The sequence below is a fragment of the Bacillus sp. FSL W8-1202 genome, from assembly GCF_038006165.1.
Lineage (GTDB): Bacteria > Bacillota > Bacilli > Bacillales > Bacillaceae > Bacillus > Bacillus subtilis.
The window spans coordinates 3,659,456-3,677,209 of the sequence record NZ_JBBOUR010000001.1 but is presented as its reverse complement, the minus strand read 5'-3'; the positions used below and the strand labels follow the sequence as shown (position 1 = coordinate 3,677,209).

At 45.0% G+C, this 17,754-nt stretch carries 19 protein-coding genes; 14 read left to right on the top strand and 5 right to left on the bottom strand.

What is annotated here, in order from left to right; genetic code table 11:
* Nucleotides 1-20: 20 nt before the first annotated feature.
* Nucleotides 21-1,286 (bottom strand): replication-associated recombination protein A, encoded by a 1,266-nt coding sequence (locus tag NSQ09_RS19495; RefSeq protein WP_015714437.1) that lies wholly within the window; start codon nt 1,284-1,286, stop codon nt 21-23.
* Between the two features lie 202 nt (nt 1,287-1,488).
* Here NSQ09_RS19495 and cymR point away from each other — a divergent pair, with 202 nt between their 5' ends.
* The 8 genes from cymR to NSQ09_RS19455 all read left to right on the top strand — a co-directional run bounded on the left by cymR (nt 1,489) and on the right by NSQ09_RS19455 (nt 8,273).
* Nucleotides 1,489-1,905, top strand: coding sequence for a cysteine metabolism transcriptional regulator CymR (gene cymR / locus NSQ09_RS19490; protein ID WP_003225879.1), 417 nt, complete (start codon nt 1,489-1,491; stop codon nt 1,903-1,905).
* Nucleotides 1,906-1,923: 18 nt separating this feature from the next.
* On the top strand, nt 1,924-3,066 hold the full coding sequence (locus NSQ09_RS19485; protein ID WP_003229769.1) for a cysteine desulfurase family protein: 1,143 nt from the start codon (nt 1,924-1,926) through the stop codon (nt 3,064-3,066).
* Between the two features lie 27 nt (nt 3,067-3,093).
* On the top strand, nt 3,094-4,209 hold the full coding sequence (mnmA, locus tag NSQ09_RS19480) for a tRNA 2-thiouridine(34) synthase MnmA (protein WP_004398509.1): 1,116 nt from the start codon (nt 3,094-3,096) through the stop codon (nt 4,207-4,209).
* An 85-nt stretch (nt 4,210-4,294) separates the two neighbouring features.
* Nucleotides 4,295-4,915 carry a tetratricopeptide repeat protein gene (locus NSQ09_RS19475; protein WP_206697897.1) on the top strand — a complete coding sequence of 207 codons (621 nt, stop codon included), beginning with the start codon at nt 4,295-4,297 and terminating at the stop codon, nt 4,913-4,915.
* Nucleotides 4,916-4,939: 24 nt separating this feature from the next.
* Nucleotides 4,940-7,336 carry an SF1B family DNA helicase RecD2 gene (recD2, locus tag NSQ09_RS19470; protein ID WP_041336156.1) on the top strand — a complete coding sequence of 799 codons (2,397 nt, stop codon included), beginning with the start codon at nt 4,940-4,942 and terminating at the stop codon, nt 7,334-7,336.
* A 56-nt stretch (nt 7,337-7,392) separates the two neighbouring features.
* Complete coding sequence (locus tag NSQ09_RS19465; RefSeq protein ID WP_072557129.1) at nt 7,393-7,917, top strand: PRC-barrel domain-containing protein; 525 nt, start codon at nt 7,393-7,395, stop codon at nt 7,915-7,917.
* 11 nt (nt 7,918-7,928) lie between these two features.
* On the top strand, nt 7,929-8,120 hold the full coding sequence (locus NSQ09_RS19460) for a hypothetical protein (RefSeq protein WP_003225893.1): 192 nt from the start codon (nt 7,929-7,931) through the stop codon (nt 8,118-8,120).
* 21 nt (nt 8,121-8,141) lie between these two features.
* Nucleotides 8,142-8,273 (top strand): YrzQ family protein, encoded by a 132-nt coding sequence (locus NSQ09_RS19455; RefSeq protein ID WP_003229780.1) that lies wholly within the window; start codon nt 8,142-8,144, stop codon nt 8,271-8,273.
* A 34-nt stretch (nt 8,274-8,307) separates the two neighbouring features.
* On the opposite strand, the gene NSQ09_RS19450 is transcribed toward NSQ09_RS19455, so the two are convergent.
* Genes NSQ09_RS19450 through NSQ09_RS19435 form a run of 4 tightly spaced genes read right to left on the bottom strand, consistent with a single transcriptional unit; the run spans nt 8,308 to nt 11,262 of the window.
* Nucleotides 8,308-8,964, bottom strand: coding sequence for an amino acid ABC transporter permease (locus NSQ09_RS19450; RefSeq protein ID WP_003229784.1), 657 nt, complete (start codon nt 8,962-8,964; stop codon nt 8,308-8,310).
* A gap of 16 nt (nt 8,965-8,980) precedes the next feature.
* On the bottom strand, nt 8,981-9,631 hold the full coding sequence (locus NSQ09_RS19445; protein ID WP_041336150.1) for an amino acid ABC transporter permease: 651 nt from the start codon (nt 9,629-9,631) through the stop codon (nt 8,981-8,983).
* Between the two features lie 59 nt (nt 9,632-9,690).
* Nucleotides 9,691-10,512 (bottom strand): glutamine ABC transporter substrate-binding protein GlnH, encoded by an 822-nt coding sequence (gene glnH, locus NSQ09_RS19440; protein ID WP_032722249.1) that lies wholly within the window; start codon nt 10,510-10,512, stop codon nt 9,691-9,693.
* Between the two features lie 21 nt (nt 10,513-10,533).
* Nucleotides 10,534-11,262, bottom strand: coding sequence for an amino acid ABC transporter ATP-binding protein (locus NSQ09_RS19435; protein WP_210216200.1), 729 nt, complete (start codon nt 11,260-11,262; stop codon nt 10,534-10,536).
* A gap of 155 nt (nt 11,263-11,417) precedes the next feature.
* Between NSQ09_RS19435 and NSQ09_RS19430 the strand changes: the two genes are divergently transcribed.
* From NSQ09_RS19430 to mltG, 6 genes are all read left to right on the top strand, one after another.
* Nucleotides 11,418-12,479, top strand: coding sequence for an AI-2E family transporter (locus NSQ09_RS19430; protein WP_009967889.1), 1,062 nt, complete (start codon nt 11,418-11,420; stop codon nt 12,477-12,479).
* Nucleotides 12,480-12,809: 330 nt separating this feature from the next.
* Entirely contained in the window at nt 12,810-15,446 is a 2,637-nt protein-coding gene (gene alaS / locus NSQ09_RS19425; RefSeq protein WP_213383464.1) for an alanine--tRNA ligase, read from the top strand.
* A gap of 84 nt (nt 15,447-15,530) precedes the next feature.
* The gene (locus tag NSQ09_RS19420; protein ID WP_003225903.1) at nt 15,531-15,797 is read left to right on the top strand and encodes an IreB family regulatory phosphoprotein; all 267 of its coding nucleotides are present in this window, start codon (nt 15,531-15,533) and stop codon (nt 15,795-15,797) included.
* A 7-nt stretch (nt 15,798-15,804) separates the two neighbouring features.
* On the top strand, nt 15,805-16,221 hold the full coding sequence (ruvX, locus tag NSQ09_RS19415) for a Holliday junction resolvase RuvX (protein WP_003229795.1): 417 nt from the start codon (nt 15,805-15,807) through the stop codon (nt 16,219-16,221).
* Between the two features lie 17 nt (nt 16,222-16,238).
* Nucleotides 16,239-16,520, top strand: coding sequence for a DUF1292 domain-containing protein (locus NSQ09_RS19410; protein WP_003246199.1), 282 nt, complete (start codon nt 16,239-16,241; stop codon nt 16,518-16,520).
* 130 nt (nt 16,521-16,650) lie between these two features.
* Nucleotides 16,651-17,733, top strand: coding sequence for an endolytic transglycosylase MltG (gene mltG / locus NSQ09_RS19405; RefSeq protein ID WP_003229799.1), 1,083 nt, complete (start codon nt 16,651-16,653; stop codon nt 17,731-17,733).
* Nucleotides 17,734-17,754: the final 21 nt, after the last annotated feature.

Below are 17,754 nucleotides of genomic sequence, written 5' to 3'. Positions count from 1 at the left end.
TGATCAAGGCTGTTTTTGTTTTATTTTCTTTTCATTAATTTATCGTACACCTGCTTTAAGGCGGATTCGAATTTTCCTGTCTGTTTCGGCTTATAGTATTGCTTATTTTTCAGAGGATCAGGGAGGTATTGTTGTTCGACCCAACCGTTGTCGTAATTGTGCGGGTATTTATAGTCGATTCCTCTTCCTAATTCCTGAGCTCCTTTATAATGCGCGTCTTTTAAATGCTTCGGGACATCCCCAATTTTTCCGGCTCTGATATCTGCCAGGGCCTCATCGATTGCCAGAATGGCAGAGTTTGATTTCGGTGAGAGGCAAAGCTCAATAACTGCGTTGGCCAGCGGGATTCGCGCTTCAGGAAACCCGACTCGCTCAGCGGTCTGAATAGCGTTCAGCACTCTAGGACCGGCTTGCGGGCTTGCTAAACCGATATCTTCATAGGCGATAACAAGCAATCGTCTTGCGATGCTCTCCAGATCACCGGCTTCAATTAATCTAGCCAAATAGTGAAGAGCAGCGTTGGCATCAGAGCCGCGGATCGATTTTTGAAAAGCGGACAGTACATCATAATGCGCGTCACCATCTTTATCGTGAGAAAAGCTTTTTTTCTGCAAGCATTCTTCCGCGGTTTCTAATGTAATGTGAATTTCACCGTCTGCTGACTCCTTCGTTGACAACACGGCAAGCTCAAGCGCATTTAAAGCGGAGCGGACATCTCCTCCGCATCCGTGGGCAAAATGCTCCATCGCCTGATCATCAATGGATACAGAATAGGTGCCAAGGCCCCGATGCTCATCATGGAGCGCACGTTCCAGTGCCTGTTTAATCAGATCAGGTGTTAACGGTTCAAGCTCAAAAATCTGGGTCCGGCTTCTGATCGCCGGATTAATGGCATGATACGGGTTAGCCGTCGTTGCTCCGATCAAAATGATCATTCCGTTTTCTAAATAGGGTAATAGAAAATCCTGTTTTCCTTTATCCAGCCTGTGGACTTCATCCAGAATCAAAATCACTTGGCCGGACATCTTGGCTTCCTGAGCTACGATTTCCATATCTTTTTTATTGTTAATGACAGCATTCAGCTTTCGAAAAGCAATACTTGTTGAACCGGCGATTGCTGTTGCGATTGATGTTTTTCCAATTCCGGGCGGCCCGTACAAAATCATGGATGACAAATGTTTTGCCTGGACCATTCTGCCAATAATTTTATCTTCAGCCACCAGATGCTGCTGGCCGATAATATCCTCTATTTTTGTCGGACGCATCCGATATGCCAATGGCTTCATCTATCATCTCTCCTTACTTAATTACAGGGTAACGGAAAACCGTACATTAGAAAAGGGTAAAGGCGTCTTTCCTTCTGCCTCAATGAAAATTCGCTGAAGGTATGTTATAATAACAGTTGGTCTATAAGATAATAAACGGACGAAACATATAGAAATTACCATTATAAATGTGGAAAATCATGAAATAACAGAGGTGTTCATGTTGAAAATATCAACTAAGGGAAGATACGGGCTCACCATTATGATCGAGCTTGCAAAAAAGCACGGTGAAGGCCCGACTTCATTAAAAAGCATCGCACAGACGAATAATTTGTCCGAGCATTATTTGGAGCAGCTGGTATCGCCGCTCAGAAATGCCGGTTTAGTGAAAAGCATCAGAGGCGCATATGGCGGATATGTATTAGGCAGTGAGCCGGATGCCATTACTGCGGGAGATATTATCCGTGTGCTTGAGGGGCCGATCAGCCCTGTTGAAGTGCTGGAAGATGAGGAGCCTGCCAAGCGTGAGCTCTGGATTCGCATCCGGGATGCTGTAAAAGAAGTTTTAGACAGTACAACATTAGAGGATCTTGCCAGCTATACAGACGGAGAGCAAGAAGCTTATATGTTCTATATTTAGATCAGAGGTGTAAACATAATGGAACGGATTTATTTAGATCATGCCGCAACGTCTCCGATGGATGAGCGCGTGCTGGAAAAAATGATACCGCACTTCTCCGGCAGTTTCGGTAATCCCTCCAGTATTCATTCATTTGGCAGAGAATCTCGAAAATGGGTGGATGAAGCAAGAGCGCAGATCGCAGCAGAAATCGGAGCGGCAGAGCAGGAGATCATTTTTACAAGCGGGGGAACGGAAGCTGATAACTTGGCGATCATGGGAACCGCACTTGCAAGAAAAGATCTTGGCAGACATATCATCACAACAAAAATTGAGCATCACGCCGTGCTTCACACATGTGAAAAACTTGAGGAAGACGGATTTGACATAACGTATCTGGACGTTGACCAAAATGGAAGAGTCAGTGCAAAACAGGTGAAAGAAGCACTGCGTGATGATACAATCCTTGTGACAGTGATGTATGGAAATAATGAAGTTGGAACAGTGCAGCCGATCGAAGAAATCGGTGAGCTGTTAAAGGAACACAAAGCTTATTTTCATACCGATGCTGTTCAGGCATTCGGGTTGCTGCCAATTGATGTGAAAAACAGCCATATTGACCTTCTGTCTGTTTCCGGGCACAAGCTCAACGGGCCAAAAGGGACAGGCTTTTTATATGCTAGTAAAGATGTGAAGCTTTCACCGCTTTTATTCGGAGGAGAGCAAGAAAGAAAACGCCGTGCCGGAACGGAAAATGTTCCAGGCATTGTCGGGCTGAAAGAAGCGATCAAGCTGTCAAGTGAAGAACGTGACGAAAAAAACGAGAAGTATCAATCGTTTAAAGCAATCTTTGCCGACACGCTTAGAGATGCAGGTGTGGCATTCGAGGTCAACGGGGACAAAGAGCATAGTCTGCCGCATGTTCTGAATCTTTATTTCCCCGGTGTGTCAGTGGAAGCGCTGCTGGTTAATCTTGATATGGCTGGTGTCGCTGTCTCCAGCGGTTCAGCGTGCACGGCCGGTTCAGTCCTGCCGTCACATGTTCTGACTGCTATGTTCGGCGAAGAGAGTGACCGGCTGACGTCCTCTATTCGAATCAGCTTCGGCCTCGGCAATACGGCTGAGCAAGTGAAAACTGCTGCCAAACATGTGGCCGACGTTGTCAAACGGCTGACACAATAAGGCGGCGTAGTAATTGGAGTGAATGAAATGGAAAAACGGCCGGAGGATACAAGAGTCGTTGTCGGCATGTCCGGCGGAGTAGACTCATCTGTGGCGGCCCTGCTGTTAAAAGAACAGGGCTATGATGTAATCGGAATCTTTATGAAAAACTGGGATGATACGGACGAAAACGGTTTTTGCACGGCGACAGAGGATTATGAAGATGTGATCCGCGTCTGCAACCAAATCGGAATTCCGTATTATGCCGTAAACTTTGAAAAGCAATATTATGAGAAGGTATTTCAATACTTCCTTGATGAATATAAAGCAGGCAGAACACCAAACCCGGATGTACTGTGCAACAAAGAAATTAAATTCAAAGCCTTTTTGGAGCATGCATTGTCACTTGGCGCCGACTATTTAGCGACTGGCCACTATGCAAGAGTAGACAGAAGCGGCGGAAAAGTCAGAATGCTGCGCGGCATTGATGAAAACAAGGATCAAACGTACTTCCTGAATCAGCTGACAGAAGATACGCTGAGCAAAGTCATGTTCCCGATCGGCGAACTTCAAAAAAGCCGTGTGCGTGAAATCGCCAAAGAAGCAGAACTTGCAACGGCGACGAAAAAAGACAGTACAGGCATCTGCTTTATCGGCGAACGCAACTTCAAAACGTTTCTCAGCCAATATCTCCCTGCACAGCCGGGCGATATGATGACGATGGACGGCGAAGTAAAAGGCCGCCACGACGGGTTGATGTACTATACGATCGGACAGCGTCACGGCCTTGGCATCGGCGGAAGCGGCGAGCCGTGGTTTGCGGTAGGCAAAGATCTTGAAAAGAACATCCTCTACGTGGATCAAGGGTTCCATAACCCGCTTTTATATTCTGACAAAATCACAGCAACAAATATCAGCTGGGTACGTTCGGATATCATGAAGGGCGAAGAGATTTCCTGCACGGCTAAATTCCGTTACCGCCAAGAAGATCATAAAGTAACGGTGCGCATGACTGGCGAGGGTGAAGCGGAAGTCATCTTTGATGAACAAGTCCGCGCTGTAACGCCGGGACAAGCCGTTGTCTTCTATGACGGCGAAGAATGCCTTGGCGGCGGGACAATTGATGATGTGTACAAAGACGGAACAAAATTGTGGTACGTATAAAAGATGAAAAACCTCAACACTGAGTTGGGGTTTTTTAATGAAAGGAAGATGATCGGTGGATTATAATCAACTCGGTATAGAGGCGATGCAGGAAGGCGATTACGAGAAAGCGGCAGAGGCATTTACAAAAGCGATTGAAGAAAATAAAGAAGACGCGATTCCGTATATCAATTTTGCCAACCTTCTTTCATCCGTAAACGAGCTGGAACGTGCGCTTGCGTTTTATGATAAAGCGCTTGAATTAGACAGTAGCGCAGCCACTGCTTATTATGGAGCAGGAAATGTCTATGTTGTAAAAGAAATGTACAAAGAAGCCAAAGACATGTTTGAAAAAGCGCTTCGTGCGGGGATGGAAAACGGCGACCTGTTTTACATGCTCGGAACGGTGCTTGTCAAGCTCGAACAGCCTAAGCTTGCACTGCCATATTTACAAAGAGCGGTCGAACTGAATGAAAACGATACGGAAGCGCGTTTTCAATTCGGGATGTGCTTAGCCAACGAGGGCATGCTGGACGAAGCGCTCAGCCAATTCGCAGCTGTGACAGAGCAAGACCCGGGGCATGCAGATGCATTTTATAATGCCGGTGTCGCTTATGCTTATAAAGAAAACCGAGAAAAAGCGCTGGAAATGCTGGACAAGGCAATCGATATCCAGCCAGATCATATGCTTGCGCTTCATGCTAAAAAACTGATTGATCCATCATAACAGGCACAGGAGGAGGGACAGCTCGTGCAGCAGCATCCGGATCAGCTTAAACTGGAGGAAGAGCCCTATTTAAAAGGGACAGTCAACACAGTCATCTATCATAATGACACCAATTTATATACGGTTCTGAAAGTGAAAGTCACAGAGACCTCCGAAGCCATTGAAGATAAAGCCGTATCTGTGACGGGCTACTTCCCTGCGCTTCAAGAAGAAGAGACCTACACGTTTTACGGAAAGATCGTAACCCATCCAAAATTCGGGCTCCAATTTCAGGCGGAGCATTTCAAAAAGGAGATTCCAACGACTAAGGAAGGCATCATTCAATATTTATCGAGTGATTTATTCGAGGGGATCGGCAAAAAAACAGCTGAAGAAATTGTGAAAAAGCTGGGCGACAGCGCCATTAATAAAATATTGGCTGATGCTTCAGTGCTTTATGATGTTCCCAGACTCTCAAAAAAGAAAGCAGACACGCTGGCTGGCGCATTGCAGCGGCATCAGGGACTGGAGCAAATCATGATTTCCTTGAATCAGTTTGGCTTTGGCCCGCAGCTGTCTATGAAAATCTATCAAGCCTATGAATCCGAGACGCTTGAAAAGATTCAGGAAAATCCTTATCAGCTTGTGAAGGATGTAGAAGGCATCGGGTTTGGAAAAGCGGATGAGCTGGGCAGCAGAATGGGTCTTTCGGGTAATCATCCTGAGCGGGTAAAAGCTGCTATTTTGTACACGCTTGAAACGACTTGTCTGTCAGAGGGGCACACGTACATAGAAACGGAACAGCTGATCATTGACACCCAATCTCTGTTAAACCAGTCAGCAAGGGAAGGACAGCGCATCACAGAAATGGATGCCGCTAACGCGATTATTGCCCTTGGAGAAAATAAAGACATTGTCATAGAAGATGGCCGCTGTTATTTTCCTTCGCTGTTTTACGCAGAACAAAACGTTGCAAAGCGTGTGAAACATATCGCTAGCCAAACCGAATATGAGAACCAGTTTCCCGAATCAGAGTTTTTGCTCGCGTTGGGAGAACTGGAAGAACGGATGGACGTTCAGTATGCCCCCAGCCAGAAGGAAGCGATTCAAAAAGCCCTTTCCTCGCCGATGCTTCTTTTAACAGGCGGCCCGGGAACAGGAAAAACGACGGTAATCAGAGGGATTGTAGAGCTCTACGGAGAGCTTCACGGTGTGTCACTAGACCCGTCAGCTTATAAAAAGGATGAAGCTTTTCCGATTGTTTTGGCCGCTCCGACAGGGAGAGCAGCAAAACGGATGAGTGAATCAACGGGACTTCCTGCAGTCACGATACACAGGCTGCTTGGCTGGAACGGTGCTGAAGGCTTTACTCATACAGAGGATCAGCCGATCGAAGGGAAGCTGTTAATTATCGATGAAGCCAGTATGCTTGATATATGGCTGGCGAATCATTTGTTCAAGGCGATCCCTGATCATATACAAATCATCATTGTCGGAGACGAAGACCAGCTGCCTTCCGTCGGTCCGGGACAAGTGCTCAGAGACCTGCTGGCATCCCAGGTGATTCCGACTGTGAGACTGACAAACATCTATCGCCAGGCGGAAGGGTCATCAATCGTCGAGCTTGCCCACCAGATGAAAAATGGATTGCTGCCGAATAATTTGACTGCCCCGACAAAGGACCGTTCCTTTATTCGCTGCGGCGGGTCGCAAATTAAAGAAGTTGTTGAGAAGGTTGTCGCCAATGCATTGAAAAAAGGCTATACGGCAAAGGACATTCAGGTCCTCGCTCCGATGTACAGAGGAAAAGCCGGCATCAATGAATTGAATGTGATGCTGCAGGACATTTTAAATCCTCCTAAAGAAAAACGGAGAGAATTGAAGTTCGGGGATGTTGTCTACAGAACCGGAGATAAAATTTTGCAGCTTGTCAATCAGCCGGAAAACAATGTGTTCAACGGAGATATTGGCGAAATTACGTCGATATTTTATGCAAAGGAAAATACAGAAAAAGAAGACATGGCCGTCGTTTCTTTTGATGGCAATGAAATGACATTTACGAAAAAAGATTTTAATCAATTTACCCATGCGTATTGCTGTTCTATTCATAAATCGCAGGGAAGTGAATTTCCGATTGTGGTTTTGCCTGTTGTGAAAGGCTATTATAGAATGCTCAGAAGAAACCTTCTTTATACCGCGATTACAAGAGCGAAGAAATTTCTCATTTTATGCGGTGAAGAGGAGGCGCTGGAGTGGGGCGTGAAAAATAATGATGCAACTGTCAGACAGACCTCCTTAAAAAACAGGCTGTCCGTACAGGTTGAGGAAATGGATGCCGAGCTTGAGGCTCTCCAAAAAGAGCTCCCGTTCAGCGTACACGACGCCAACATTGGCATGGAAGGCATTACACCATTCGATTTTATGAAAGAAGAACAGCAATAAAATGCTCCCGTGTAAGCGGGAGTTTTTTTCATTTGCAGTGGAATTGATTTCATCGTATGAGTCTAAGGCGCAAAGCAAAACCTAAGCCTGTTCAACAAAAGGTGGTTGATCACACTTTGAGAACATGCCATGAAGTAGAAGGATTCCCAGTATACTCAGAACGAACTTCTTGTTATCTCGGGGCAATTTCTGATATTTGTTTTTCTATGAAGGGAGATTGTCTCGGGTTTATTCTTGCACAAAAACGCTTTTTGCATCATCATCATGCGCTATTACGGGCGTGTGATATCTCTTCCATTCTTGATGACCGCATATTGGCTTCGGTCAGTTCAGAACAGCTTCTGCCTCTTCCGAAAACATGCTTCACATACGAGCAGATGAAGATGAAGCTTGTGAAATCGCAAGAGGGGGATATATTGGGGATGCTGGAAGATGTATACTTTTGTTTGGACAGGGGCATAATCGTAGCATATGAACTCTCGGACGGTTTCTTTTCTGACCTGGCGGGAAGCAAGCGCCAGATCCAAAGAGCGGATTCGCTTGTCGAGGTGCGGAAAGACGAGATCGTTCTGAACGGATAGAGGTGTGAGGTATGCTTATATGCCCGAATTGCAAAAGTAAGGATATCGGCAAAATCGGCGTGAACCAATATTATTGCTGGGGCTGTTTTATTGAACTGACAGTGGCGAAAGGGAAGATTGCAACTCATCAGGTGGAAGAAGACGGAACGTTAAGCAGCTTGGATGATTTGTTTTCTGAGGATGAACGCAGCATCAATTTTTAATCATGAAAGGAGATGCGCAAGATGAATCGGACGATGACTTCTCTTTTGGCAATGGGAGCCGGAGCTCTCGTGTACCGAATGGCGACTCAATCTGACATGCTAAATAATCGAAGCATGAAGCGGATGAGAAGAAGAATTACGAAAATGTTTTAATGCAAAAAGGATACTCTCCAAAGAGTATCCTTTTCTATGTTTGCCGGACCTCGAGGCGTCTTGCTGCGAGTGAAAGGCTGTAGTTGACTGCGAAATACATAAGGGCCGCAAGTAAAAAGATCGGGAAAAAATAACTGCCGTCTGCGCTTTGGCCGTTTATAATTTGCGCGTTGTGAATCAGTTCAGGCAGGGCGATCACAACAGCGAGCGATGTATCTTTTAATAAAGAAATAAACTGGCTTACGATGGGCGGAACCATGCGGCGAAGCGCTTGCGGCATGACGATAAAGAACAGGGTCTGTGTATAGCTCAGCCCGGAGGAGCGCGCCGCTTCAATTTGTCCTTTGTCAATTGATTTCAGTCCGCTTCGGATAATTTCAGATAGCATAGCGGATTCAAAAATCGTTAGTGCTGTAATTGCAGCAGCTGTAATTTCAAGCTTAATCCCAATTTCCGGAAGGGCAAAAAACGTAAAGAAAATAATTAACAGCAAGGGGAGGTTTCTGATCGTTTCAACGAGAACCGCAATCAATTGAGAAAGAACGGGAACTTTCGCATAACGCAGGGTGCCTGCGATTAAACCGAAGAAAAAGCTCAGAATGATGGAGATGAAAGCAACGTACAAGGTGACGAGAAACCCATCCCATAAAAACGCTAAATGCTCCTGTGAATAAGCACCGATGAAATCCAATGTAACTCACTCCTTATCAATAGCTTTTTTCCAGCCGTTTTTCCAGATAGTTAACACCGATGCTAAGCGGAATCGTCAGCACTAAGTAAAAAAGCGCCACGAAAATATAAACATCAAATACAACGAGTGTGCTCGACGAGACTAAATCAGCCTGGTACATAAGATCCAATCCGGCCACAACCCCAAGAATCGAAGAGTTTTTGACTAAGTTTAAAAATTGATTGCCTAAAGGCGGAATGACGATTTTGGTTGCCTGCGGCAAAATAATATGGAGCATGGCCTGGCTGTAGGTAAAGCCTGACGAGCGTGCCGCTTCCATCTGCCCTTTTGAAACAGACTGGATGCCTGCTCTGATGGCTTCAGCGATAAACGCAGAGGTATAAATGGTGAGAGCAACCGTTCCCGCTTGAAAACCGTCAAGCCTCAGGCCTGCGTTTGGAAGTCCGAAATAGAAAACAAAGGTAATTAAAAGAAGAGGGATGTTGCGGATGAATTCTACATATGCGGTCCCGAGCCATTGCAGCGGCTTAAAGACTGTTATTCTCATAACCGCTACAGCAACGCCGAGGACAAAACTGCCGGCCAGCGCGATAACACTTGCGAGCAAGGTATGGTAAAAACCGTCCATATACATGCCGAAGTTATCGAAAAGAATTGACACATTCATCTGCTATTCACTCCTTATCAAATTGGGATGAGCATCGCCTGCTCATCCCGGGATGGTTGTTATTCAGCTGGGTCTTCTTTGATCCATTTTTTATAAATTTCATCGTATCTGCCATCCGACTTCATCTTTTTAAGTGAAGCGTTGATTTCTTTCGCGAGAGCAGATTGCCCTTTTTTCACGGCGATCCCGTAAGGCTCATCTGTAAAAGGCTTTCCTGTTAATTGATAATTTTTATTTTCATCAGCCATTCCATATAAAATCGCATTATCTGTGGTGAGGGCATCGCCTTGCCCCGATTTAAGGGCTGTAAAGGCTTCTGCGTAGTTTTCAAATTCTAAAACAGATGCTTCAGGCGCCTTTTCACGAATGTTTTGAGAGGAGGTGGAGCCTTTTACTGCAAGAACTTTTGAGCCTTTGCCAAGATTCTCGACACTCTTGATTTTGCTGCCTTTTTTCACGAGAAGCGATTGCCCGGCCTCGAAATAGACATCAGAAAAGTCAACTTCCTTTTTTCGTTCTTCAGTGATCGTCATTGTGGCGACAATGGCGTCGATATCCCCGTTTTGCAGCATAGGAATCCTTGTTTTTGAGGTGACCTCTTTAAATTCAGCTTTTTTCTCATCACCTAAAATGTCTTTAGCGATTTGTTTGGCAATATCAATATCAAACCCCTCAATCTCACCTGAGCTTGGATTTTTAAGACCGAACAGTCGAGTGTCCGTTTTTACACCGAAGACAATTTTGTCATTGTCTTTAATGGCGGCTAGCGTATCTTTTTTGCTCTCCTTTGAGGCTTCTCCGTTTGATCCCTTGCTGCCGCAAGCGGCAAGCAAGATGACGGCGAATAAAGAAATCAATGCTAAAGAAAAAATCTTTTTCATACAAGCTCCCCCATTTCTGTTTTAATGATTTAAAATACGGCTTAAGAATAAGCGGGCCCGTTCTTCCTTCGGGTTCGCGTAAAACTCAGCCGGCACTGCTTCTTCTAAAATCTTTCCTTCGTCAATGAAGACAATCCGGTCGGCAACTTCTTTGGCAAACCCCATTTCGTGTGTCACGACAACCATTGTCATGCCTTCTTTGGCGAGTGTTTTCATGACATCTAGCACCTCACCGATCATTTCAGGATCAAGTGCTGATGTCGGCTCGTCAAACAGCATGACCTCCGGCTTCATCGCCAGTCCTCTTGCGATGGCAACACGCTGCTGCTGCCCGCCGGAAAGCTGGGAAGGATAGGCGTCAGCCTTGTCTGGGATGCCGACTTTTTCAAGATAGTACCGCGCCGTTTCCTTTGCTTGTTCAGGTGATTGCCTAAGCACTTTTACCGGAGCCAGCATGATGTTCTGCAGCACTGTTTTATGCGGATATAAATAAAAGTGCTGAAACACCATCCCGATATTTTGCCGCACTTGATTGATATCAGTTTTTCTGTCGTTAATGGCGGTGCCGTTTACTGTGAGCACTCCCTCATTGATCGTCTCAAGTCTGTTGATGCATCTGAGCAATGTGCTTTTACCGGAACCGGATGGGCCGATGATAACAACGACTTCACCTTTTTCGATTTGAAGATTAATTTGTTTTAACACGTGAAAATCTCCGTAATGCTTGTTTACATTTTGAAATGTGATCATCGCAATCCTCCTATCAGACATTTGACCAAAAAAGTAAATGATCAAACTTTTCTGAAAATTAAAAGTGAAAAAATGTCCATGACTTCTGACTGACTAAAGAAACATAAAGAATAATTCCGTGTAAACCTCAAAAGATATAGGTGAGGTGAAAGCAGATGCTCCAAAAACCGGTGCAGCTTTTGTTGTGGGTGGCTATTTGTTTGCTGGTTCTGTTAACAGTCTATGTCTTTTTTATGCTTGATATGTTATGGTCACCCTTTTGGCTCGTCATAAAAACGATCTTTATTCCCTTGATCATTTCTATTTTTATATCTTATTTATTGCTTCCGGTCACGGAGTGGCTGCATGGCAAAGGATTGCCTAGGACTTTGAGCATCTTGGTCATTTATGTTCTTTTTTTTGGCGGGATTGGCTGGGCGTTGTATAAAGGGGTGCCTGTTTTAATCGTGCAGCTGACGGATTTGTCAGAAAATATACCCATGTTTGCCGAAACGTATAACGGGCTTCTTCTTCATGTGCATAACCATACGGATGACTGGCCTGATGGTATGCATCACCGTATAGATAAAATGATCCGCCAGACGGAGGCGTTTTTTGCGGGAACGATCGAGGGTGCGATCAGCGGGATCCGCAATGTGCTTGATTACTTCTTAATTGCTGCAACAATCCCTTTTCTCGTGTTTTATATGGTGAAGGACATTGAGTTAATGAAAAAGACAGTATGGTACTTGACTCCGAAGTCGTGGAGAAAGCGGGGCAGCGCCTTTTTGCGGGATGTGGATGATTCGCTTGGCGATTATATCCGCGGCCAGCTTTTGGTCTGCTTGATTCTTGGCGTGATTGCAGGCATTTCGTTCTGGGTATTTGGGCTTCCGTATCCGCTGATACTTGGCCTGATCTCTGGAGTAACGAATGTCATCCCGTATTTTGGCCCTTTCATCGGAGCTGTTCCTGCGTTGTTAATTGCGATGACGATCTCAGTGAAGGCGGTTCTTGTTGTTGTGATTACGGTGTTTATTCTGCAGTTTATGGAAGGAAATATCCTCAGTCCGTTCATTGTCGGCAGAAGCCTTAAAATGCATCCGGTCGTTATCATGCTTGCACTCCTTGCCGGAGGGGAGCTTGCGGGAATTGTCGGGATGATTCTGGCTGTTCCTGCGACGGCTGTTTTAAAAGTAATGATGATCCATTTTTTGCGGATGAGGACGGAGCATTGACATCGGCGTGCCGCTTGTCTATAATTTCTCGTAGAATACATACGAATCTCGAGTGACGGATCTGAGTACGCCGAAGCCCTGTTAAAGAGAGAAGCTCCAAAAGCTGAAAGGAGCTTTATCAGAAGATCGGAGGAAGCTAATCCTGAGTGCAGTTAATCACTGCCGCTTATCCTGCGTTACAGGGTTAAAGGTGACGGGCGAATGAATGCCCGTAATCAGGGTGGTACCGCGAGACAGCTCTCGTCCCTGTGTAAACGTTGGTTTGCATAGGGGGAGGGCTTTTTTGCTGTCACTGAAGAGAATTTCGATTTTTATAGAGGAGGAAATACAATGAAACACTTAACTTCTGCGGAAGTGCGTCAAATGTTTTTGGATTTCTTTAAAGAAAAAGGACATACGGTAGAGCCAAGCGCGTCATTAGTGCCTCATGAGGATCCTTCACTGCTTTGGATCAACAGCGGTGTTGCGACGCTGAAAAAATATTTTGACGGCCGTGTCGTGCCGGAAAATCCAAGAATCGTAAACGCTCAAAAAGCGATCAGAACAAACGATATAGAAAATGTAGGTAAAACTGCGCGCCATCACACTTTCTTTGAAATGCTCGGAAACTTTTCCATCGGCGATTATTTCAAAGAAGAAGCCATTACATGGGCTTGGGAGTTTTTAACGAGCGACAAGTGGATTGGCTTCGACAAAGAGCTTCTCTCTGTTACGGTTCATCCTGAAGATGAAGAGGCATATGAGTTTTGGGCGAAAAAAATCGGTATTCCTGAAGAAAGAATTATCCGTCTGGAAGGGAACTTCTGGGATATCGGTGAAGGGCCGAGCGGACCGAATACGGAAATCTTTTACGACCGCGGTGAAGCATACGGTAATGATCCAGAAGATCCGGAGCTTTACCCAGGCGGGGAAAACGACCGTTACCTGGAAGTATGGAACCTTGTGTTCTCAGAGTTCAACCATAACCCTGACGGCACGTACACACCGCTTCCGAAGAAAAACATTGATACAGGCATGGGTCTTGAAAGAATGGTATCTGTCATCCAGAATGTTCCGACAAACTTTGACACCGATTTGTTTGTTCCGATCATTAAAGCAACAGAATCGATTTCTGGTGAAACATATGGCAAAGACAATGTGAAAGACACTGCGTTTAAAGTGATTGCTGACCATATCAGAACGGTTGCCTTTGCTGTCAGTGACGGTGCGCTGCCGTCAAATGAAGGCCGCGGCTATGTATTAAGACGCTTATTACGCCGTGCCGTGCGTTATGCCAAAACGATCAACATCCATCGTCCGTTCATGTTTGATTTAGTGCCGGTTGTCGCAGAAATCATGGCTGATTTCTATCCTGAAGTGAAAGAGAAAGCGGATTTCATCGCAAAAGTCATTAAAACCGAGGAAGAACGCTTCCATGAGACCCTTAATGAAGGGCTTGCGATCCTGTCAGAAATGATCAAAAAAGAAAAAGACAAGGGCAGTAGCGTTATCTCAGGTGCTGATGTGTTTAAACTGTATGATACGTATGGATTCCCGGTTGAATTGACTGAAGAATACGCAGAAGACGAGAACATGACGGTTGACCATGAGGGCTTTGAGGAGGAAATGAACCAGCAGCGTGAACGGGCAAGAAACGCCCGCCAGGATGTCGGCAGCATGCAGGTGCAGGGCGGCGCACTGCGCGACGTGACCGATGAAAGCACATTTGTCGGCTACTCTCAAACCAAAGCTGATGCCAATATCATTGTGCTTCTTCAGGACGGCCAATTAATCGAAGAGGCTCATGAAGGAGAAAGCGTTCAAATCATTCTTGATGAAACACCGTTCTATGCAGAAAGCGGCGGCCAAATCGGCGATAAAGGCTATCTCCGAAGCGAGCAGGCAGTTGTAAGAATTAAAGATGTTCAAAAAGCGCCAAACGGCCAGCATGTGCATGAAGGTGTTGTGGAGAGCGGTACTGTTCAAAAAGGCCTGCATGTTACGGCTGAAGTTGAAGACCATATGAGAAGCGGCGTCATTAAAAACCACACGGCAACGCATTTATTGCATCAGGCTCTAAAAGATGTTCTTGGAACTCATGTCAATCAGGCTGGCTCTCTTGTAACGGAAAACCGTCTTCGTTTTGACTTCTCGCACTTTGGCCAAGTGACAAAAGAAGAGCTCGAACAAATTGAAAGAATCGTAAACGAAAAGATCTGGGCGAGCATTCCGGTCAGCATTGATTTGAAACCGATCGCTGAAGCAAAAGAAATGGGTGCGATGGCACTGTTCGGCGAAAAATATGGCGATATTGTCCGTGTCGTTCAAGTTGGAGATTACAGCTTAGAGCTGTGCGGCGGCTGCCATGTCAGAAATACAGCAGAAATCGGCTTGTTTAAAATCGTTTCTGAATCCGGAATCGGAGCAGGCACAAGACGGATTGAAGCTGTAACGGGACAAGGCGCTTACGTCGAAATGAACAGCCAGATTTCTGTATTGAAGCAGACCGCTGACGAGCTGAAAACAAATATCAAAGAAGTGCCGAAACGGGTTGCGGCTCTGCAGGCTGAACTGAAGGAAGCACAAAGAGAAAATGAATCTCTTCTTGCAAAACTAGGCAACGTGGAAGCAGGAGCAATCCTGTCGAAAGTAAAAGAAGTTGACGGCGTAAACGTGCTTGCGGCAAAAGTAAATGCAAAAGACATGAATCATCTCCGCACTATGGTCGATGAACTCAAAGCAAAGCTTGGCTCTGCGGTGATCGTGCTTGGTGCGGTACAAAACGATAAAGTTAATATCTCTGCCGGAGTCACAAAGGACCTCATTGAGAAAGGCCTTCACGCCGGCAAGCTGGTTAAACAAGCTGCGGAAGTTTGCGGCGGAGGCGGCGGAGGCCGTCCGGACATGGCGCAGGCAGGCGGTAAACAGCCGGAAAAATTAGAAGAAGCTTTGGCTTCTGTAGAAGATTGGGTGAAATCCGTTTTATAATTCGCCCATGTAGTGTAGAATGATGGTAAGATTAGGACCCCAGGCTGAACTTTGCCTGCGAATTTGGGAAAGAGGTGCAAAACGGTGAGCTCGTTTGATAAAACGATGAAATTTAATTTCTCCGATGATTCTGCTGAGACTAACGTAAATGAGGTGCTGATTACAGTGTATGACGCGCTTCAGGAAAAGGGCTACAATCCAATCAACCAGATTGTCGGGTACTTGCTGTCAGGTGATCCCGCTTATATTCCTAGGCATCGTGACGCTCGCAATTTAATTCGCAAACTTGAAAGAGACGAATTAATCGAGGAATTGGTAAAGTCTTATTTAGAACAGCATAAAGAGGCGTAAATAAACAATGAGAATATTAGGGCTCGATTTAGGAACCAAAACACTCGGTGTTGCTCTGAGCGATGAAATGGGCTGGACTGCTCAAGGCATTGAGACCATAAAGATAAATGAAGCAGAGGGCGATTATGGTTTATCCCGTTTATCTGAACTGATAAAGGACTATACTATAGATAAAATCGTGCTCGGCTTTCCTAAGAACATGAACGGAACAGTCGGCCCAAGAGGCGAAGCCAGCCAAACATTTGCGAAAGTGCTTGAAACAACGTACAATGTTCCTGTTGTGCTGTGGGACGAGCGTCTTACCACAATGGCGGCTGAAAAAATGCTGATTGCAGCTGACGTCAGCAGGCAAAAACGAAAAAAAGTCATTGATAAAATGGCGGCTGTTATGATTTTACAAGGATATCTTGACAGCTTAAATTAAAGCCAGAGGTGAAGAAAATGGAACACGGCGAAAAAAATATTACAATTGTTGACGATCAAGGAAATGAACAGCTTTGTGAAGTGCTGTTTACATTTGAAAACGAAGAGTTTGGCAAGTCTTATGTCTTGTACTATCCAATCGAATCAAAAGATGACGAGGAAGTAGAAATTCTTGCTTCCAGCTTCACGCCAAACGAAGACGGTGAAAACGGTGAGCTATTCCCGATTGAAACTGACGAAGAATGGGATATGATCGAAGAAACACTAAACACATTCTTAGCGGACGAAGACGAAGAATAAAACATCGCGCCAAACCAAAGCCGGAGCTATACTGCTCCGGCTTTTTTCTGCTTTATGCAGGCCTCTTTTTGTAATAAATTGCCGAAATACAATGAATCATGTAGTATAAGAGCTGATGGGAGGAGACCTAATGTATATCAATCAGCAAAAAAAATCGTTTTTTAATAAAAAAAGAATCATACTGTCTTCCATTGTTGTGCTGTTTCTCATCATTGGCGGGGCATTTTTATATGGGAAATCATTGCTTGAACCTGTTGAAAAAGACAGTAAAACGACAGTTAATATTAACATTCCGAGCGGTTCGTCTGTTTCAGCCATCGCATCGATATTAAAGAAAAATGATGTCATAAAAAGCGAGAAGGCGTTTCAGTACTATGTGAAATATAAAGGTGCTTCCGGGTTTCAGGCCGGATTCTACCATCTAAATAAAGGTATGGATTTAGATGCCATTATTCAGAAGCTGACAAGTGGGGCTACAGGTTACGCTTTTCAAATCACAGTGACTGAGGGAGCACAGCTGACCCAAATCGCGGCTGCTATTGCTGATGAAACAAAATACTCTAAAAAACAAGTCATAGCGAAGCTGGACGATGAAACATTTATCAATCAGCTGAAGAAAGAATTCCCGGACACTGTGACAAATGATGTTTTCAATAAAAACATTAAGCACCCGCTTGAAGGGTACCTATTCCCGGCTACATACCCTTTTAACGATCCGGACACATCACTTGAAGACATTATCAAGGCAATGATTAAGCAGACAAATTCTTATGTGGAAACATATAAATCAGAAATGAAGAAAAACAAAGTTTCTGTGCATAAGCTGCTGACAATGGCTTCTTTGATAGAAGAAGAAGCGACTGAAAAAGCCGACCGCCATAAAATTGCGAGCGTCTTTTATAACCGCCTGAAAAAGAAAATGCCGCTACAAACAGATCCGACCGTCCTGTACGCGGCAGGCAAGCATAAAGATCGGGTTCTTTATAAGGACCTGGAAATCGATTCACCATACAATACGTATAAAAACACAGGGCTGACGCCAGGGCCGATTGCCAATGCCGGCATGTCGTCATGGGAAGCGGCGCTGCATCCGGATAAAACGGACTATCTGTATTTCTTGGCCAAATCAAATGGTGAGGTCGTATTTACAAAAACACTAAAAGAGCATAATAAAGCAAAAGAAAAATACATTTCCTCAAAAAATGAGAAATAAAAGGAGAGCAAAAAGCTCTCC